Below are 14,726 nucleotides of genomic sequence, written 5' to 3'. Positions count from 1 at the left end.
AATGGCTGACACCGCTACTACAGCACCCCGCCTCAAGGCGCGTTACCGCGAAGAGATCCTTCCGGCCCTCCGCGAGGAGTTCAACTACGCCAACGTCATGCAGGTTCCAGGCCTCACCAAGATCGTCGTCAACATGGGCGTCGGCGAGGCTGCTCGCGACGGCAAGCTCATCGAAGGTGCCATCAAGGACCTGACCGCCATCACGGGCCAGAAGCCGCAGGTCACCAAGGCTCGCAAGTCCATCGCGCAGTTCAAACTGCGTGAAGGTATGCCGATCGGTGCGCACGTCACACTGCGCGGCGACCGTATGTGGGAGTTCCTCGATCGTCTGCTGACGCTCGCACTTCCTCGTATCCGCGACTTCCGTGGGCTTTCGCCCAAGCAGTTTGACGGTCGTGGCAACTACACGTTCGGTCTGACCGAGCAGGTCATGTTCCACGAGATCGATCAGGACAAGATCGACCGCTCGCGTGGAATGGACATCACGATCGTCACCACGGCGACCAACGACGACGAGGGACGCGCGCTGCTCAAGCTGCTCGGGTTCCCTTACAAGGAGAACTGACATGGCGAAGACTGGACTGAAGGTCAAGGCCGCTCGCAAGCCCAAGTTCGCTGTCCGCGGTTACACCCGCTGCCAGCGTTGTGGACGCCCGCGCTCGGTCTACAAGAAGTTCGGCCTCTGCCGCATCTGCCTTCGCGAGATGGCACACCGCGGCGAGCTGCCCGGCATCACCAAGAGCTCCTGGTAATCACCTAAACCCACTGAACGCCACAGGTCCGTTGAGGAAACCGGGGCAGGAATGGAACACCTGAACTATGACAATGACCGATCCGATCGCCGACATGCTGACGCGTGTCCGCAACGGCAATCAGGCATACCACGACAGCGTGAGCATGCCGTACTCCAAGCTGAAGGCCGGCGTCGCCGAGATCCTGAAGCAGGAGGGCTACATCACCTCGATCGACGTGACTGAGCCCAAGGAGGGAGAGGTGAGCAAGTCGCTCACGATCACCCTCAAGTACGGACCTCATCGCGAGCGTTCGATCGCTGGCATCCGCCGCATCAGCAAGCCCGGCCTCCGCGTCTACGCGAAGTCCACTGGCCTGCCCAAGGTGCTCGGCGGACTCGGCGTCGCCATCATTTCCACCAGCCAGGGCCTCCTCACGGATCGTCAGGCAAACCAGAAGGGCGTAGGCGGAGAAGTCCTCGCCTACGTCTGGTAAAGGGAGGTACGACATGTCACGCATCGGCAAGATGCCCGTCGCCGTACCTATGGGTGTCGAAGTGACGATCGAAGGCCAGGACGTTCGCGTCAAGGGCCCCAAGGGCGAGCTCGCGCACACCGTGGCCGAGCCGATCACCGTTCGCAAGGACGATGACGGCACGCTCGCAGTCGAGCGTCCCAACGACGAGCGCAAGAGCAAGGCTCTTCACGGCCTCTCCCGCACGCTGATCAGCAACATGGTCATCGGCGTCACCGAAGGTTACGAGAAGAAGCTCGAAATCGTCGGCGTTGGTTACCGCGTCCAGGCCAAGGGCCCGGCTGCACTCGAGTTCGCGCTCGGCTTCAGCCACCCGGTCCCGGTCCAGGCTCCCGAGGGCATCACGTTCTCGGTCGAGTCACCCACCAAGTTTGCCGTGCACGGCATCGACAAGCAGGCCGTCGGTGAAGTCGCAGCCAACATCCGCAAGATCCGCAAGCCTGAGCCTTACAAGGGCAAGGGCGTGCGCTACGCCGGCGAGCACGTTCGTCGCAAGGTCGGAAAGGCCGGTAAGTAAATGGCAATCTCGATCAAGCACGCCAAGCACACAGCGCCTCGCACTGCGTCGCGTCTGCGTCGTCAGGTGCGCGGACGCAAGAAGATCGAAGGCTCGGCTGACCGGCCGCGTCTCGTCGTCACGCGCTCGAGCAAGCACATCGTCGCTCAGGTCGTCAACGACCTCGAAGGCCGCACCCTGGTCTCCGCATCGACGATGGAAGCTGATCTGCGTGGACTGGCTGGCGACAAGTCGGCCAAGGCCAAGCGCGTCGGTGAGCTCGTAGCGGACCGCGCCAAGAAGGCCGGCATCTCGACCGTCGTCTTCGACCGCGCTGGCAACAAGTACGCAGGACGCGTCGCGGCACTCGCCGACGGCGCCCGTGAAGCAGGACTGGAGTTCTGATGAGCACCCAACAGCGCCGCGGAGGCGGAGCGGGCGGACGGGGTCGCGGCAATGAGCGCGGCGCCGAGAAGTCCCAGTACATCGAAAAAGTCGTCACGATCAACCGTGTCGCCAAGGTCGTCAAGGGTGGTCGTCGCTTCAGCTTCACCGCTCTCGTGATCGTCGGCGACGGCGACGGACAGGTCGGCGTCGGCTACGGCAAGGCCAAGGAAGTTCCCACCGCGATCGCCAAGGGCGTCGAAGAGGCCAAGAAGTCCTTCTTCCGCGTTCCGCGCATCCAGGGCACCATCCCCCACCCGGTGCAGGGCGAGAAGGCGGCTGGCGTCGTCTTCCTGCGTCCCGCATCGCCCGGTACCGGCGTCATCGCCGGTGGCCCGGTGCGTGCAGTGCTCGAAGCTGCGGGCATCCACGACGTTCTGTCGAAGTCGCTGGGTTCCTCGAACGCGATCAACATCGTTCACGCGACCGTGGCAGCACTCAAGCTGCTCGAATCGCCGGAGATGGTTGCCGCGCGTCGTGGCCTCACGGTCGAGCAGGTCGCCCCGGCGGCTCTGCTTCGTGCCGGCAAGGAAGGCATTGCCGAGGCGAAAGCCAAGGCTGAAGCCGGAGCAGGTGTCTGATGGCCAAGAAGCTTCAGGTAACCCAGCTCCGTTCGGCCATCGGCCGTAAGCCCAAGCAGCGCGAAACTCTGCGTTCGCTGGGTCTCAAGCGCATCGGCGATGTCGTCGTCAAGGAAGACCGTCCAGAGATCCGTGGCATGGCTGAGTCCATTCCGCACCTCGTGGACCTCAAGGAGGTTGACTGACATGGCGCTCAAGCTGCATCACTTGCGCCCGGCTCCCGGAGCCAAGACTGCCAAGACCCGCGTTGGTCGTGGTGAGGGCTCGAAGGGCAAGACCGCTGGTCGCGGTACCAAGGGAACGAAGGCTCGTTACCAGGTACCGGTTGGCTTCGAAGGTGGCCAGGTCCCGATTCACATGCGTCTGCCCAAGCTGAAGGGGTTCAAGAACCCGTTCCGCGAGGAATACCAGGTCGTCAACCTCGATCGCATCGAGGAGCTCTTCCCCAAGGGTGGCTCCATCGACGTCGAGGCTCTGGTTGCCAACGGTGCTGTCCGCAAGGGCCGCCCCGTCAAGGTCCTCGGACAGGGCGAGATCACTGTCAAGGTCCAGGTCACGGCGAACAAGTTCTCCGGCTCGGCCAAGACCAAGATCGAAGCAGCCGGCGGCAGCGTCACCGTCCTCGGCTGATGATCACCGGAGCGGGACATATGTCCTGCTCCGGTGATTTTCTTCACTGTTAGAGTTCTAGCGCGGGCGAAAGCCCGCTTTTGTCGGTCATACACACGCACATCAGTGCACGAGGAGGCTCGCGGTGCTCAGCGCCTTCGTCAACGCGTTCAGGACGCCTGACTTGAGGAAGAAGCTTCTCTTCGTCCTCTTCATCATCGTCCTGTTCCGACTGGGATCGACTACGCCTGCCCCCGGCATCAACGTCGCCAACGTCCAAGACGCTGTCACGGCGGCATCCACGGGTGAGAACAGCGGACTGTTCTCCCTGATCAACGTCTTCTCAGGCGGCGCACTGCTGCAGCTGACGGTCTTCGCGCTGGGCATCATGCCTTACATCACGGCGAGCATCATCCTGCAGCTGCTCGTCGTCGTGATCCCTCGTCTGGAGGCCCTCAAGAAGGAGGGTCAGGCGGGACAGACCAAGATCACGCAGTACACCCGCTACCTGACGCTGGGCCTCGCAATTTTGCAGGCGACCGGCATCGTGGCGCTCGCCCGCAGCGGCAACCTCTTCGGTGGTGCTGACAGCGGCAAACCCCTCCTCTACAACAACGACAGCATCTGGTCGTTCCTGTTGATCGTGCTGACCATGGTGGCCGGTACCGCCGTGATCATGTGGCTCGGTGAGCTCATCACTGACCGCGGCGTCGGCAACGGTATGTCGATCCTCATCTTCACGCAGGTCACGGCAACGTTCCCCGGAGCGATGTGGGGTATCCAGCAGTCAAAGGGCTGGGCGACCTTCGTCCTCGTGGTGCTCGTCGGTCTCGTGATCGTCGCGGCCGTCATCTTCATCGAGCAAGCTCAGCGCCGCATCCCGGTGCAGTACGCCAAGCGCATGGTCGGGCGTCGCATGTTCGGTGGCTCGTCGACGTACATTCCGCTCAAGGTCAACCAGGCCGGCATCATCCCGGTCATCTTCGCCTCGAGCCTGATGTATCTCCCCGCTTTGCTTGCTCAGTTCAACCCTGACGCGCCCTGGTCCAACTGGGTCGTCGCGCACTTCGTCAAGGGCGATCACCCCTATTACATGGCGTCGTTCTTCCTGCTGATCGTGTTCTTCACGTACTTCTACGTCTCGATCACGTTCAACCCCGAAGAAGTCGCCGACAACATGAAGAAGTACGGCGGGTTCATCCCGGGCATCCGAGCAGGCCGCCCGACGCAGGACTACCTCGCATACGTCTTGAGCCGCATCACTCTTCCGGGTGCTCTCTATCTGGGGTTGATCGCGCTCATCCCGTCGATTGCCATTGCCCTGCTCAACGCCAACCAGAACTTCCCGTTCGGTGGCACCACGATTTTGATCATCGTGGGCGTCGGTCTTGACACGGTCAAGCAGATCGAGAGCCAGCTGCAGCAGCGCAACTACGAAGGCTTCCTCAAGTAATGCGGCTGCTGATCATGGGACCCCCCGGCGCGGGCAAGGGCACCCAGGCTGTTGGGCTCGCGACACTGCTCGGTGGTGCCCACATTTCGACCGGTGACATCTTCCGCGCCAACGTGTCGCAGCAGACGGAGCTGGGCCAGGCGGCGCAGCGCTACATGGACGCCGGCGAGTACGTACCCGACGAGATCACCAACGCCATGGTCAAGGACCGGCTGGCGCAAGACGATGCTCGCGACGCGTTCATCCTCGACGGTTACCCCCGAACGGTCGATCAGGTATCGACCCTTGACGGAATCCTTGAATCGCTCGGCACCAAGCTCGACGGCGTGATTGAGCTTGTCGTCGATCCCGAAGAACTCATTCAGCGTCTCCTCAAGCGTGCAGAGACCAGCGGCCGGGCAGATGACACCGAAGACGTCATCCGTCACCGTCAAGAGGTCTACACGAACGAGACGGCACCGCTGATCGAGATCTACGGCGGCCGCGGTCTGCTGATCGAGGTTGACGGCATGGGCGAAGCCGACGAAGTCGGCCAACGGATCGTCGACGCGCTGCCTCGCTGATGTTCGACCGCGGGATCGAGATCAAGACCCCGGCTCAGATTGAGTCGATGCGCGAAGCCGGCCTGGTGGTCGGTTCGACGCTTGAGCTCCTACGCTCCACCGTTCAGGCCGGTATGACGACCGCCGAGCTCGATGCCCTGGCGCACGATCACATCCGCTCCCAGGGCGCGACGTCCAACTTCCTCGGCTATCACGGGTTCACGGGTGTCATCTGTACGTCAGTCAATGACGAAGTTGTGCACGGGATCCCTGGCACTCGGACGCTGCAGGATGGCGACATCATCTCGATCGACTGCGGCGCGATCATTGACGGTTGGCACGGCGACGCGGCGATCACGGTTGCGATCGGCGACGTACCCGACGAGGTCACCGAGCTGATGCGCGTTACTGAGCAGTCGCTGTGGGATGGCATTGCCGCCGCTCGGCTCGGCGGGCGGGTTTCCGACATCAGCCACGCCGTCGAGACTTCCGTACGCGCCCAGGGTGACTACGGGATCGTCGAGGGCTTCACCGGTCACGGGATCGGATCGGCAATGCATCAGCCACCCAACGTGCCCAATGTGGGTCGACCGGGTCGCGGCGTCAAGCTGGTCAAGGGACTAGCCCTTGCGGTTGAGCCGATGGTCACCCTCGATACGCCCAACACTCGTACGCTCGCCGACGACTGGACCGTTGTGACGACCGACGGTTCATGGGCAGCCCATTACGAGCACACCTTCACGCTCACGGACACGGGTGCGTGGGTGCTCACCGCACTCGATGGCGGCAAGGCCAGGCTCGAAGCTCTTGGCGTGCCGTACGGCGGCCACTGAGCCTCGCCGTGATTTAGCGGTGCATCTCCATGGTGCAGCACTTCACACTGCCGCCTGACTTGAGGAACTCGCTCAGGTCGACCGGCACCGGGTTGTAGCCACGCTCGCGTAGCTGCTCACTGAATCGCTCAGCAGCGGACGGTACGACCACGTTGCGTCCGTCGCTCACGGAGTTGAGGCCCAGGACAAGGGCGTCAGCTTCGGTGCAGAGGATCGCGTTCGGGAACAGGTCGCGCAGAGTGCGCTGGCTGTGCCTGCTGAACGCGCCGGGGAAGTAGGCGATTTCCGCGGGGGAGTCGCCGTGGCCGTCGTCGAGGATCGCGATCGCGGTGTCGAGGTGATAGAACCGCGGGTCGACGAGTTCGAGCGAGACGACGGGGCGGTCGAGGGCGTTGGCGGCCTCGATGTGCGCCTCGAGAGACGTACGGAAGCCGGTGCCGGCGAGGATCATCTTCTTGAGGGCCAGGAAGTCGCCCTCACCCTCGTTGATCTGCGCGGGCTGGAAGACGTCGATACCGAACTCGCTCAGCCATTCGCCGTAGGCGACGCCTTCGGCCGTGCGCTCGGGGAAGCGGAACTTCGCTCCATAGGCACGCTTGCCGACCACGAGGCCGCCATTGGCGGCGAACACCATGTCGGGCTGCCCGGCCATGGGCTCGATCAGCTCGACCGTGTGGCCGAGGCTCAGATAGGTGTTGCGAAGGACTTCCCATTGCACATGAGCGCGCTCGACATCGACGGGTACCTGCGTATTCATCCACGGATTGATGGCGTACGTGACCTCGAAATGCTGAGGCGGGCACATGAGGTAGTGCCGGGTACGGGCCGTCCGTTGGGGCGCGGTCTGCGTGCGTGTGTCGATGACGGTCAATGTGGCCTCCGGCAGTGTTCATCGAGAAAAATGTGAACTCCCTTGCAATGAATCAATGTTAGTTGCGCGGGTGGCGCACTGGCGAAGTCGAAACTGTGCATTGACCCGTAGATTTGTTGTGCGATTTGCCCATGTGTGACGATTTCTTGCGAAGATGTTCAACATGGACAACATCGACCGCCAGCTCATCAGCTGTTTGCTCGAAGACGGGCGCGCCAGTTATGCCGCGATCGGCGACAAGATCGGCCTTTCCGCGCCAGCTGTGAAGCGTCGGACCGACCGATTGCTTGCCGATGGCGTCATCAGCGGCTTTACCGCCGTGCTCGATCCGGACCTGGTCGGTTGGAGCACCGAGGCGTACGTCGCGGTGCATTGCAAGGGCGCCATCTCGCCTGACGAGCTGCGCAACGCGTTCTCGCGCGTACCCGAGGTTCATTCGGCCGCCACGATCTCAGGTCAGGCCGATGCGATGCTCCGTATCGTCGCCAAGGACGTACGAGACCTCGAACGAGCGCTGGAGCGGGTGCGGACTGAGACGTCGGCGATTGACCACACCGAGACATCTATCGTCCTGTCGCGGCTGATCGATCGGCACGGACTCTCGACTCAGGGCGATTTCGACGTCTCCGGCTGACTCCCCTTGGGCGGTGATCTCGCCTGGTTTCGACCTTCCTGGCAGCTTCGCCGCGGTTCGCTCAACCCACCTCGACGTTCGGCCGCGGGCGGCCTCAGTCTCGGCGATTTGAGTCTGCCGCCTGTGTGCGCGTAGAATTGGGAGTCGGCCTTTTCAGGTCCGTATTCCCATGCCACGGCTTCCGCTTCGGCGGTGTGGTTGGGGTGCGCCGGACAGGGCTGACACACAGTAGACAAGCAACCGAAGAAGAGGTTATGGCGAAAAAAGAAGGCGTCATCGAGATGGAAGGCGCTGTCGTTGAAGCGCTGCCCAACGCGATGTTCCGCGTCGAGCTCGCCAACGGGCACAAAGTACTCGCCCACATCAGCGGCAAGATGCGCCAGCACTACATCCGAATCCTCCCTGAGGACCGGGTCGTGGTGGAGCTTTCGCCGTATGACCTCAGCCGCGGACGCATCGTCTACCGCTACAAGTAAATAGCAACACCTACACACGTTCAGATCCCAAAGAGAGAATCTCGATGAAGGTCAACCCGAGCGTGAAGAAGATCTGTGACAAGTGCAAGGTGATTCGTCGCCACGGCCGCGTCATGGTGATCTGCGAAAACCCGCGTCACAAGCAGCGCCAGGGCTAAGCAAGCACAACTTCTTCACAGCACAAGCAACATGCAACATCTGATAGCTCCCGTCTCAGCAGCATCGAGGCGGGTTACCCCCGGAAGCGTAGGCCGGGGCCCGACTCAGAACCGCCGAAGGTTCTGGAGGCAGTTGGGATGCATCAGGTGGCCATACCTCGCCGAACGGAAGGAACTGCCTACATGGCACGCCTCGTTGGAGTAGATCTCCCGCGCGAAAAGCGCATTGAGATCGCACTCACGTACGTATTCGGGATCGGTCGCACCCGCGCCGCCCAGACACTCGCTGCAACCGGCATCAGCCCGGACAAGCGCGTCCACGAGCTCGACGACAATGACCTCGTCGCACTCCGCGATCACATCGAAGCGAACTACGAGACCGAAGGCGACCTGCGTCGTACGGTCACGGGCGACATTCGCCGCAAGATGGAGATCGGCAGCTACCAGGGCCGTCGCCACCGTGCGCACCTGCCCGTTCGTGGCCAGCGGACCAAGACCAACGCGCGTACCCGCAAGGGCCCCAAGCGCACCGTTGCCGGAAAGAAGAAGTGATAGCGCATGCCTCCTAAGACAGCCGGCAAGAAGACTCGCCGCAAGGAGAAGAAGAACGTTGCTGCGGGCGAAGCCCACATCAAGAGCACGTTCAACAACACACACGTGACGATCACGGACCCCACGGGTGCCGTCATCGCATGGGCCTCTGGCGGAACCGTTGGATTCAAGGGTTCGCGCAAGTCCACGCCGTTCGCCGCAGGTATGGCCGCTGAGTCGGCCGGACGCCAGGCGATGGAGCACGGGATGAAGAAGGTTGACGTTTTCGTGAAGGGCCCCGGTTCGGGCCGCGAAACCGCAATCCGGTCGCTGAGCGGAGTCGGCCTTGAGGTCGGCACCATCTCCGACGTGACACCCAGCCCCCACAACGGCTGCCGTCCCCCCAAGCACCGTCGTCTCTGACGCTCACCTTTCTTTAGGAGTTATCCATCATGGCCCGTTACACCGGACCTCTCACCAAGAAGTCGCGCCGCCTCGGCATCGACCTCGTCGGTGGTGACGCTGCATTCGAAAAGCGTCCTTACCCTCCCGGCCAGCACGGCCGCGCCCGGGTCAAGGAGTCGGAGTACCGCAACCAGCTGCTCGAGAAGCAGAAGGCGCGTTACACCTACGGAGTGCTCGAGAAGCAGTTCCGCAAGTACTACGAGCTCGCATCGCGTCGTCCCGGCAAGACCGGTGACAACCTGCTGCAGATCCTCGAGTCTCGTCTCGACAACGTTGTCTACCGTGCAGGCTTCGCCCGTACGCGTCGTCACGCCCGCCAGCTCGTCAACCACGGTCACTTCGTGGTCAACGGCGTCAAGACCGACATCCCGTCGTTCCAGGTGAGCAAGCACGACATCATCGACGTCAAGACCAAGTCGCTGGAGAGCACGCCGTTCATCGTGGCGCGCGAGACCTTCGACAAGGACACCGTTCCTGCCTGGCTCGATGTTGCGCCCGATCGCGGCCGCATCCTCGTCCACGCCCAGCCCGTACGCGAGCAGATCACCGTTCCGATCCAGGAACAGCTGATCGTGGAGTTCTACTCCAAGATCTGATCCCCAACCGTCTCTGCAAACAGAGAACAACCCGGACCTTCAAATAGAGGTTGGTTCGGAAAGGAAAGAACACAATGCTCATTGCCCAGCGCCCCGCCCTGTCAGAAGAGGTCGTTGACGAGTTCCGTTCGCGGTTCGTCATCGAGCCCCTCGAGCCCGGCTTCGGCTACACCCTCGGCAACTCGATCCGCCGTACGCTGCTCTCGTCGATTCCCGGCGCCGCAGTTACGTCGATCAAGATCGACGGTGTCCTGCACGAGTTCTCGACCATCCCCGGTATCACCGAGGACGTCACCGAGATCATCTTGAACCTGAAGGAACTGGTCGTCTCCTCGGAGAACGACGAGCCCGTCGTGATGTACGTCCGCAAGGAAGGTGCCGGCGCGGTCACCGCTGCCGACATCCAGCCTCCCGCTGGCGTCGAGGTTCACAACCCCGAGCTGCACATCGCAACGCTCAACACCAAGGGCAAGATCGAAATCGAGCTCGTTGTCGAGCGTGGCCGCGGCTACGTCTCGGCCGTGCAGAACAAGTCCGGTGACGAAGAGATCGGCCGCATGCCGGTCGACTCGATCTACTCGCCGGTCCTCAAGGTGACCTACAAGGTCGAGGCAACTCGTGTCGAGCAGCGCACCGACTTCGACAAGCTCGTCATTGACGTCGAGACCAAGAAGTCGATCCTGCCCCGTGACGCGATCGCGTCGGCCGGTTCGACCCTGGTCGAGCTCTTTGGCCTGGCCCGTGAGCTCAACGTCGAGGCCGAGGGCATCGACATCGGTCCCAGCCCGGTCGACGAGCAGCTCGCTGCTGACCTGGCTCTGCCGATCGAGGACCTCAACTTCACCGTGCGGTCCTACAACTGCCTCAAGCGCGAGGGCGTCCACACCGTGGGCGAGCTCATCACGCGCTCGGAGCAGGACCTGCTCGACATTCGTAACTTCGGTTCGAAGTCGATCGACGAGGTCAAGGCCAAGCTCGCTGAGATGGGTCTTGCACTCAAGGACAGCCCGGCTGGTTTCGACCCGTCGGCCGTCATCGACGCCTATGACGACGACGCAAGCTTCGCCGAGGACGAGCAGTACTAACTGCTCGCCTGACTGATCTGAAACTGGAGAAATCATGCCTACGCCCACCAAGGGACCCCGCCTCGGCGGCAGCCCAGCGCACCAGCGGCTGATCCTTGCCAACCTTGCTCAGAACCTGTTCGAGCACGGCAAGATCACGACGACTGAGGCCAAGGCGCGTCGTCTGCGTCCGTACGCGGAGTCGCTCATCTCGAAGGCCAAGAACGACACGGTGGCCAACCGCCGCCAGGTCGTGAAGGTCATTCGTGACAAGAGCATCCTGCACACGCTGTTCACCGAGATCGGTCCCGCCATGGCGACCCGTCCCGGCGGATACACGCGCATCACGAAGGTCGCGCCGCGCAAGGGCGACAACGCCCCCATGGCCGTCATCGAGATCGTTGAAGCCAAGACGTTCGCCGCTCAGAACCAGGCCCCCAAGAAGCCCAAGCCCGAACCGAAGGCAGCTGCCCCGGTTGAGGCTCCGGCTGAAGAGGCTGAGGTTGTCGAAGCAGACGTCGTCGACGAAGCACCTGTCGAAGAGGTCGCAGTCGAGGCTGAGGCTCCGGCAGAGGCCGAAGTCGTTGCTGAGGCTGAGGTCGCCGAGGAAGCTCCCGCTGAGGAAGCTGCCGAGGACGACGCCAAGTAGGCAAACATTCGTTCAGAAGGCCCGTCACCGCAAGGTGGCGGGCCTTCTGCGTTGCCCGACCTAGACTTCCCAGATGAAGCGGTTGATTCTCGCGGTCGTTGCGGTGGCGCTGGTCGGCGCCGCATTTGTCTTCGAGCCATGGACGGGCTTCACCAACAAGACGATTGACGAACCCGTGCCGACCCGTTCTGCTCCGACGCCAACTTCGACCGAGATCCTGCCGATGGAGATGGCACGCGGCACGTTCGTCAGCCAGGAGCACGACACCTCGGGTGCTGCCCAGATCCTTCGACTGGCCGATGGGTCGCTGACCCTGCGCCTCGAGGGCTTCGAGACAACGAACGGGCCCGATCTGCACGTGTGGCTGTCCGATCGCGCTGCCGGCGGAAGCTGGTTCAAGTACGACGAGGGCAACCGCATCGAGCTGGGGGAGCTCAAGGCCAACAAGGGCAACCACAACTACGCGATTCCCGCCGATGCCGACCTCGACGACATCAAGAGCGTTGTGATCTGGTGCAAGCGATTCCGCGTTGCGTTCGGCTCAGCGGCTCTGGAGATCTAGGGCCGAGTCACTCGTAGGATCCGGAAGCCTTTTGCGCTGGCCAGTCGTTCGGTGGGCCACCCTTGGTCTCCCAGCCACGCCTGCAGTGAATCTGCGCCGAGATTCTTGGCGACCACCAGGTGAGCCGAGCCATCTGGTGAAAGGCGCGGGAGCCACTGCAGCAGCAGCTCGTGGAGTGGCGCCTTGCCGATGCGGATCGGAGGGTTGGACCAGATCTCGTCGAACACGAGGTCGGCCGGGACGCTCTCGGGCAGCGCAGCGTGCACCGCGACGCCGAGCCGCTCTGCGTTCGTACGCGTGAGGTCGAGCGCGCGCTCGTTCGTGTCGACGGCCCATACGGTCGCGTCCGGTGCTGCAGTTGCGATGGCGCAAGCGATGGGTCCCCAGCCACAGCCGAGGTCGAGGATTGTGCCGCCGCTCGGCGGCGTGCTGTGCTGCAGGAAGACCGCAGTGGCCTTGTCGAGGCCCTCCTGGGCGAAGACGCCACTGGAGGTTGTGAAGGTCATCTCGCGGTCCCAGATGCGAGTGGTGATCTCGCGACGCCGGTCCTCAGAGCCTGGCTGCCCGCTGAAGTAGTGGTCCGTCACTGGATCAGTCTTTCAGCACGTCCGATAGATGTACGAGGGGTCGTCGCGCGGTACGACATCGAGGTCGCGGCGGATGATCGAGATCTTGCCGGCGCGCGCAGCGCAGGACGTCTTGAACGGCTTGTTGGCGTACTCGATCTCTATGACGTGACCGCCGTACGCCTTGGTGTAGACCCCGCACTCGTCGTACACCTGGCACTCCTCTGCCACGGCGAAGTCGAAGCCGATCTTCTTGCTGGACCACTCGGCGGCGTTCTTCTGGGCAATCGCGAGCCCACTCCCGTGGGCGCGAGCCACGAGTTGCTTGGCGAATGCGAGTGCTTCGGACTGCTTGATCAGACCTTTGGAGCGGGTCCACGAATCGAGGTTGTCCGGTTCGATGGCATTGAACCCGTCCTTGGCGCATCCGTCGAACCATGTGCCCATGACATCGGCGGCCGCTCGACGCTTGGCAGCGGTGCGGATGTCGAGCAATACCTCGTCAGGCCAGTTGGCGTCGATCACCAACTTGCCCTTGTGTCGAAGCAGGAGTGAGGGGTGCTTGGACTTCCAGAAGGAGAGTTCGCCTGGCTGAGTCTGGAAGGCGTTGACGTAGCAAATGTTGTAGCGACCGGCCTCAGGCTGTTCGGTCCGGTCACGAGTCACGATTTCGACGTTGTCGGCGGGCGGATACGCGCCTCCGAGCTGATAGTCAGCGACGCCGGCGGTCGGCGGTAAGGCGACATCGGTGAGTCCCAGCGCGATCGAGATGAGTGCGGCGACGGCGGCCAGGAAGGTATTCATGCGTTCCGCTGGGCTCTGACCTTGGCGGGGGCCGCGATATGCCATGCGTCATCGATGAGCTCGGCCATTTCGTCAGCGTCCGCGAGCTCGAGGTTGATCAAGATGTAGTTGTAGCCGTCGTAGTGCGGAGTCGTGAAGTACGCCGGGTCGTCATTGGCGACCAGTGCCTCCTTGTCAGAGGTCTTCAGCGCGAATGATCCATCGGAGTCCGTACGCAGGCGCCCCATGAGCTTGCCGGCGACTTTGAGGGCCGGTGTGCCGTACGACGTCGACTCCCCGACCTCAGGCAGCTCGGTCGCAATTGCGACGACCTCTTCCCACTTCATTCGTCACGCCGCCTACGAGCCTCTTCGGCCCTGACGGCCAGGCCAGCCGCATCGGGGTAGATGACCTCTTCGAGCACCAGTCCGTGTGGCGGGAGGACCGTCACCCGAGCATTGCGCTCAGCGTGGGCGAGCACTTCGCCAGCCCAGGTCGGCTCGAAGCGACCTTCACCGACCGCGACAAGCACGCCCATCAGCGACCGCACCATCGAGTGGCAGAACGCGTCCGCCCGCACCGTTGTCTCGAGCATCGAGCCGTTGCGGACGGTGTGAAGGTCGAGCAGCGTACGGATCGTGGTTGCGCCCTTGCGCTTCCTGCAGAACGCTGCGAAGTCGTGATGCCCGAGCAGGTGCGTCGCGGCGGAGTTCATCGCGTCCACGTCGAGATGGCGTTGCCATCGCACGACTGTGCCCCGCTCGAGCGGATCTGGGCCGGTGGGGGAGTCGGTGAGGCGGTAGATGTAGCGCCGCTCGAGAGCCGCGAACCGGGCGTCGAACCCGTCTGCGGCCACGGTCAGCGCCTTCAGGCTGATGTCTTCAGGGAGCAGGCTTCTCAGGCGTCGCTCAAGTGAGATCGGATCGACCTTGTCGAGGTCGACATGAGCCACCTGACCGCGAGCATGAACTCCGGCGTCGGTGCGTCCAGCACAGGTCAGCGACGGATTCTTGGGCAGACGCAGGATCGTCGCCATCGCGGTCTCGATCGTGCCCTGGACCGTGCGTAGGCCGGGTTGGACGCCCCAGCCCTTGAAGTTGGCGCCGTCGTACGAGAGATCAAGCCGCAGACGCATGGGACCACGCTA

25 protein-coding genes are annotated in these 14,726 nt (G+C 62.9%); 20 read left to right on the top strand and 5 right to left on the bottom strand.

Annotated elements, in window-relative coordinates:
- The first annotated feature begins 1 nt into the window (after window position 1).
- The 11 genes from rplE to map all read left to right on the top strand — a co-directional run bounded on the left by rplE (window position 2) and on the right by map (window position 6,224).
- On the top strand, window positions 2–565 hold the full coding sequence (gene rplE / locus J2X11_RS13270; protein ID WP_309971824.1) for a 50S ribosomal protein L5: 564 nt from the start codon (window positions 2–4) through the stop codon (window positions 563–565).
- 1 nt (window position 566) lies between these two features.
- Entirely contained in the window at window positions 567–752 is a 186-nt protein-coding gene (locus J2X11_RS13265) for a type Z 30S ribosomal protein S14 (RefSeq protein WP_056209415.1), read from the top strand.
- 67 nt (window positions 753–819) lie between these two features.
- On the top strand, window positions 820–1,227 hold the full coding sequence (gene rpsH, locus J2X11_RS13260; RefSeq protein ID WP_309971822.1) for a 30S ribosomal protein S8: 408 nt from the start codon (window positions 820–822) through the stop codon (window positions 1,225–1,227).
- A 13-nt stretch (window positions 1,228–1,240) separates the two neighbouring features.
- Complete coding sequence (rplF, locus tag J2X11_RS13255; RefSeq protein ID WP_309971820.1) at window positions 1,241–1,783, top strand: 50S ribosomal protein L6; 543 nt, start codon at window positions 1,241–1,243, stop codon at window positions 1,781–1,783.
- On the top strand, window positions 1,784–2,167 hold the full coding sequence (gene rplR / locus J2X11_RS13250) for a 50S ribosomal protein L18 (RefSeq protein ID WP_309971818.1): 384 nt from the start codon (window positions 1,784–1,786) through the stop codon (window positions 2,165–2,167).
- Window positions 2,167–2,787 carry a 30S ribosomal protein S5 gene (gene rpsE / locus J2X11_RS13245; protein ID WP_309971816.1) on the top strand — a complete coding sequence of 207 codons (621 nt, stop codon included), beginning with the start codon at window positions 2,167–2,169 and terminating at the stop codon, window positions 2,785–2,787. The genes rplR and rpsE overlap by 1 nt, the downstream gene beginning before the upstream one ends.
- A complete protein-coding gene (gene rpmD, locus J2X11_RS13240) occupies window positions 2,787–2,972 on the top strand; it encodes a 50S ribosomal protein L30 (protein WP_309971814.1) in 186 nt (61 codons plus the stop codon). The genes rpsE and rpmD overlap by 1 nt, the downstream gene beginning before the upstream one ends.
- A gap of 1 nt (window position 2,973) precedes the next feature.
- On the top strand, window positions 2,974–3,417 hold the full coding sequence (gene rplO / locus J2X11_RS13235; RefSeq protein WP_309971812.1) for a 50S ribosomal protein L15: 444 nt from the start codon (window positions 2,974–2,976) through the stop codon (window positions 3,415–3,417).
- A 124-nt stretch (window positions 3,418–3,541) separates the two neighbouring features.
- The gene (secY, locus tag J2X11_RS13230; protein ID WP_309971810.1) at window positions 3,542–4,849 is read left to right on the top strand and encodes a preprotein translocase subunit SecY; all 1,308 of its coding nucleotides are present in this window, start codon (window positions 3,542–3,544) and stop codon (window positions 4,847–4,849) included.
- On the top strand, window positions 4,849–5,412 hold the full coding sequence (locus J2X11_RS13225; protein WP_309971808.1) for an adenylate kinase: 564 nt from the start codon (window positions 4,849–4,851) through the stop codon (window positions 5,410–5,412). Before secY ends, J2X11_RS13225 begins: the two co-directional genes overlap by 1 nt.
- Complete coding sequence (map, locus tag J2X11_RS13220) at window positions 5,412–6,224, top strand: type I methionyl aminopeptidase (protein ID WP_309971806.1); 813 nt, start codon at window positions 5,412–5,414, stop codon at window positions 6,222–6,224. The genes J2X11_RS13225 and map overlap by 1 nt, the downstream gene beginning before the upstream one ends.
- Before the next feature lie 13 nt (window positions 6,225–6,237).
- Here map and ddaH read toward each other — a convergent pair whose 3' ends face one another.
- Entirely contained in the window at window positions 6,238–7,095 is an 858-nt protein-coding gene (gene ddaH / locus J2X11_RS13215) for a dimethylargininase (protein ID WP_309971804.1), read from the bottom strand.
- 163 nt (window positions 7,096–7,258) lie between these two features.
- Between ddaH and J2X11_RS13210 the strand changes: the two genes are divergently transcribed.
- The 9 genes from J2X11_RS13210 (at window position 7,259) to J2X11_RS13170 (ending at window position 12,230) form a co-directional block, all read left to right on the top strand.
- Window positions 7,259–7,729, top strand: a complete 471-nt coding sequence (locus J2X11_RS13210) for an Lrp/AsnC family transcriptional regulator (protein ID WP_396127862.1) — start codon at window positions 7,259–7,261, stop codon at window positions 7,727–7,729.
- A 254-nt stretch (window positions 7,730–7,983) separates the two neighbouring features.
- Window positions 7,984–8,205 carry a translation initiation factor IF-1 gene (infA, locus tag J2X11_RS13205; RefSeq protein ID WP_007078610.1) on the top strand — a complete coding sequence of 74 codons (222 nt, stop codon included), beginning with the start codon at window positions 7,984–7,986 and terminating at the stop codon, window positions 8,203–8,205.
- A 44-nt stretch (window positions 8,206–8,249) separates the two neighbouring features.
- On the top strand, window positions 8,250–8,363 hold the full coding sequence (rpmJ, locus tag J2X11_RS13200) for a 50S ribosomal protein L36 (RefSeq protein WP_008361054.1): 114 nt from the start codon (window positions 8,250–8,252) through the stop codon (window positions 8,361–8,363).
- A gap of 183 nt (window positions 8,364–8,546) precedes the next feature.
- Window positions 8,547–8,915, top strand: a complete 369-nt coding sequence (rpsM, locus tag J2X11_RS13195) for a 30S ribosomal protein S13 (protein WP_309971798.1) — start codon at window positions 8,547–8,549, stop codon at window positions 8,913–8,915.
- A 6-nt stretch (window positions 8,916–8,921) separates the two neighbouring features.
- Complete coding sequence (rpsK, locus tag J2X11_RS13190; RefSeq protein WP_309971796.1) at window positions 8,922–9,317, top strand: 30S ribosomal protein S11; 396 nt, start codon at window positions 8,922–8,924, stop codon at window positions 9,315–9,317.
- 29 nt (window positions 9,318–9,346) lie between these two features.
- Window positions 9,347–9,955: a 30S ribosomal protein S4 gene (rpsD, locus tag J2X11_RS13185; RefSeq protein WP_309971794.1), complete on the top strand. Its 609-nt coding sequence runs from the start codon at window positions 9,347–9,349 to the stop codon at window positions 9,953–9,955.
- A gap of 74 nt (window positions 9,956–10,029) precedes the next feature.
- Window positions 10,030–11,040: a DNA-directed RNA polymerase subunit alpha gene (locus J2X11_RS13180; protein ID WP_309971792.1), complete on the top strand. Its 1,011-nt coding sequence runs from the start codon at window positions 10,030–10,032 to the stop codon at window positions 11,038–11,040.
- Between the two features lie 34 nt (window positions 11,041–11,074).
- Window positions 11,075–11,668: a 50S ribosomal protein L17 gene (rplQ, locus tag J2X11_RS13175; RefSeq protein ID WP_309971791.1), complete on the top strand. Its 594-nt coding sequence runs from the start codon at window positions 11,075–11,077 to the stop codon at window positions 11,666–11,668.
- Window positions 11,669–11,741: 73 nt separating this feature from the next.
- Complete coding sequence (locus J2X11_RS13170; protein WP_309971789.1) at window positions 11,742–12,230, top strand: DM13 domain-containing protein; 489 nt, start codon at window positions 11,742–11,744, stop codon at window positions 12,228–12,230.
- On the opposite strand, the gene J2X11_RS13165 is transcribed toward J2X11_RS13170, so the two are convergent.
- The 4 genes from J2X11_RS13165 to truA are packed head-to-tail and all read right to left on the bottom strand — an operon-like array spanning window position 12,227 to window position 14,714.
- Entirely contained in the window at window positions 12,227–12,817 is a 591-nt protein-coding gene (locus J2X11_RS13165) for a class I SAM-dependent methyltransferase (protein ID WP_309971787.1), read from the bottom strand. The two genes, J2X11_RS13170 and J2X11_RS13165, sit on opposite strands and share 4 nt — an antisense overlap.
- Window positions 12,818–12,829: 12 nt before the next feature.
- Window positions 12,830–13,600: an endo alpha-1,4 polygalactosaminidase gene (locus tag J2X11_RS13160; protein ID WP_309971785.1), complete on the bottom strand. Its 771-nt coding sequence runs from the start codon at window positions 13,598–13,600 to the stop codon at window positions 12,830–12,832.
- Entirely contained in the window at window positions 13,597–13,926 is a 330-nt protein-coding gene (locus J2X11_RS13155) for an MmcQ/YjbR family DNA-binding protein (protein ID WP_309971783.1), read from the bottom strand. The genes J2X11_RS13160 and J2X11_RS13155 overlap by 4 nt, the downstream gene beginning before the upstream one ends.
- Entirely contained in the window at window positions 13,923–14,714 is a 792-nt protein-coding gene (truA, locus tag J2X11_RS13150; RefSeq protein WP_309971781.1) for a tRNA pseudouridine(38-40) synthase TruA, read from the bottom strand. Before truA ends, J2X11_RS13155 begins: the two co-directional genes overlap by 4 nt.
- Window positions 14,715–14,726 lie beyond the last annotated feature (12 nt).

This window comes from Aeromicrobium panaciterrae, from assembly GCF_031457275.1.
In the GTDB taxonomy this organism is placed as follows: Bacteria; Actinomycetota; Actinomycetes; order Propionibacteriales; family Nocardioidaceae; genus Aeromicrobium; species Aeromicrobium panaciterrae_A.
The sequence above is the reverse complement of the archived record's forward strand: the minus strand, read 5'-3'. Positions and strand labels throughout refer to the sequence as shown.

Excerpts from the sequence above, each read along its gene's own strand:
- J2X11_RS13160 (WP_309971785.1), bottom strand. The coding sequence starts at position 13,600 with ATGAATACCTTCCTGGCCGCCGTCGCCGCACTCATCTCGATCGCGCTG.
- J2X11_RS13210 (WP_396127862.1), top strand. The coding sequence starts at position 7,259 with ATGGACAACATCGACCGCCAGCTCATCAGCTGTTTGCTCGAAGACGGG.
- rplR (WP_309971818.1), top strand. The coding sequence starts at position 1,784 with ATGGCAATCTCGATCAAGCACGCCAAGCACACAGCGCCTCGCACTGCG.
- rpsE (WP_309971816.1), top strand. The coding sequence starts at position 2,167 with ATGAGCACCCAACAGCGCCGCGGAGGCGGAGCGGGCGGACGGGGTCGC.
- J2X11_RS13170 (WP_309971789.1), top strand. The coding sequence starts at position 11,742 with ATGAAGCGGTTGATTCTCGCGGTCGTTGCGGTGGCGCTGGTCGGCGCC.
- map (WP_309971806.1), top strand. The coding sequence starts at position 5,412 with ATGTTCGACCGCGGGATCGAGATCAAGACCCCGGCTCAGATTGAGTCG.
- rplQ (WP_309971791.1), top strand. The coding sequence starts at position 11,075 with ATGCCTACGCCCACCAAGGGACCCCGCCTCGGCGGCAGCCCAGCGCAC.
- rpmJ (WP_008361054.1), top strand. The coding sequence starts at position 8,250 with ATGAAGGTCAACCCGAGCGTGAAGAAGATCTGTGACAAGTGCAAGGTG.
- rplF (WP_309971820.1), top strand. The coding sequence starts at position 1,241 with ATGTCACGCATCGGCAAGATGCCCGTCGCCGTACCTATGGGTGTCGAA.
- rplE (WP_309971824.1), top strand. The coding sequence starts at position 2 with ATGGCTGACACCGCTACTACAGCACCCCGCCTCAAGGCGCGTTACCGC.
- J2X11_RS13225 (WP_309971808.1), top strand. The coding sequence starts at position 4,849 with ATGCGGCTGCTGATCATGGGACCCCCCGGCGCGGGCAAGGGCACCCAG.
- truA (WP_309971781.1), bottom strand. The coding sequence starts at position 14,714 with ATGCGTCTGCGGCTTGATCTCTCGTACGACGGCGCCAACTTCAAGGGC.
- rpsH (WP_309971822.1), top strand. The coding sequence starts at position 820 with ATGACAATGACCGATCCGATCGCCGACATGCTGACGCGTGTCCGCAAC.
- rpsK (WP_309971796.1), top strand. The coding sequence starts at position 8,922 with ATGCCTCCTAAGACAGCCGGCAAGAAGACTCGCCGCAAGGAGAAGAAG.
- rpsD (WP_309971794.1), top strand. The coding sequence starts at position 9,347 with ATGGCCCGTTACACCGGACCTCTCACCAAGAAGTCGCGCCGCCTCGGC.
- J2X11_RS13180 (WP_309971792.1), top strand. The coding sequence starts at position 10,030 with ATGCTCATTGCCCAGCGCCCCGCCCTGTCAGAAGAGGTCGTTGACGAG.
- J2X11_RS13155 (WP_309971783.1), bottom strand. The coding sequence starts at position 13,926 with ATGAAGTGGGAAGAGGTCGTCGCAATTGCGACCGAGCTGCCTGAGGTC.
- infA (WP_007078610.1), top strand. The coding sequence starts at position 7,984 with ATGGCGAAAAAAGAAGGCGTCATCGAGATGGAAGGCGCTGTCGTTGAA.
- rpsM (WP_309971798.1), top strand. The coding sequence starts at position 8,547 with ATGGCACGCCTCGTTGGAGTAGATCTCCCGCGCGAAAAGCGCATTGAG.
- J2X11_RS13265 (WP_056209415.1), top strand. The coding sequence starts at position 567 with ATGGCGAAGACTGGACTGAAGGTCAAGGCCGCTCGCAAGCCCAAGTTC.
- rplO (WP_309971812.1), top strand. The coding sequence starts at position 2,974 with ATGGCGCTCAAGCTGCATCACTTGCGCCCGGCTCCCGGAGCCAAGACT.
- rpmD (WP_309971814.1), top strand. The coding sequence starts at position 2,787 with ATGGCCAAGAAGCTTCAGGTAACCCAGCTCCGTTCGGCCATCGGCCGT.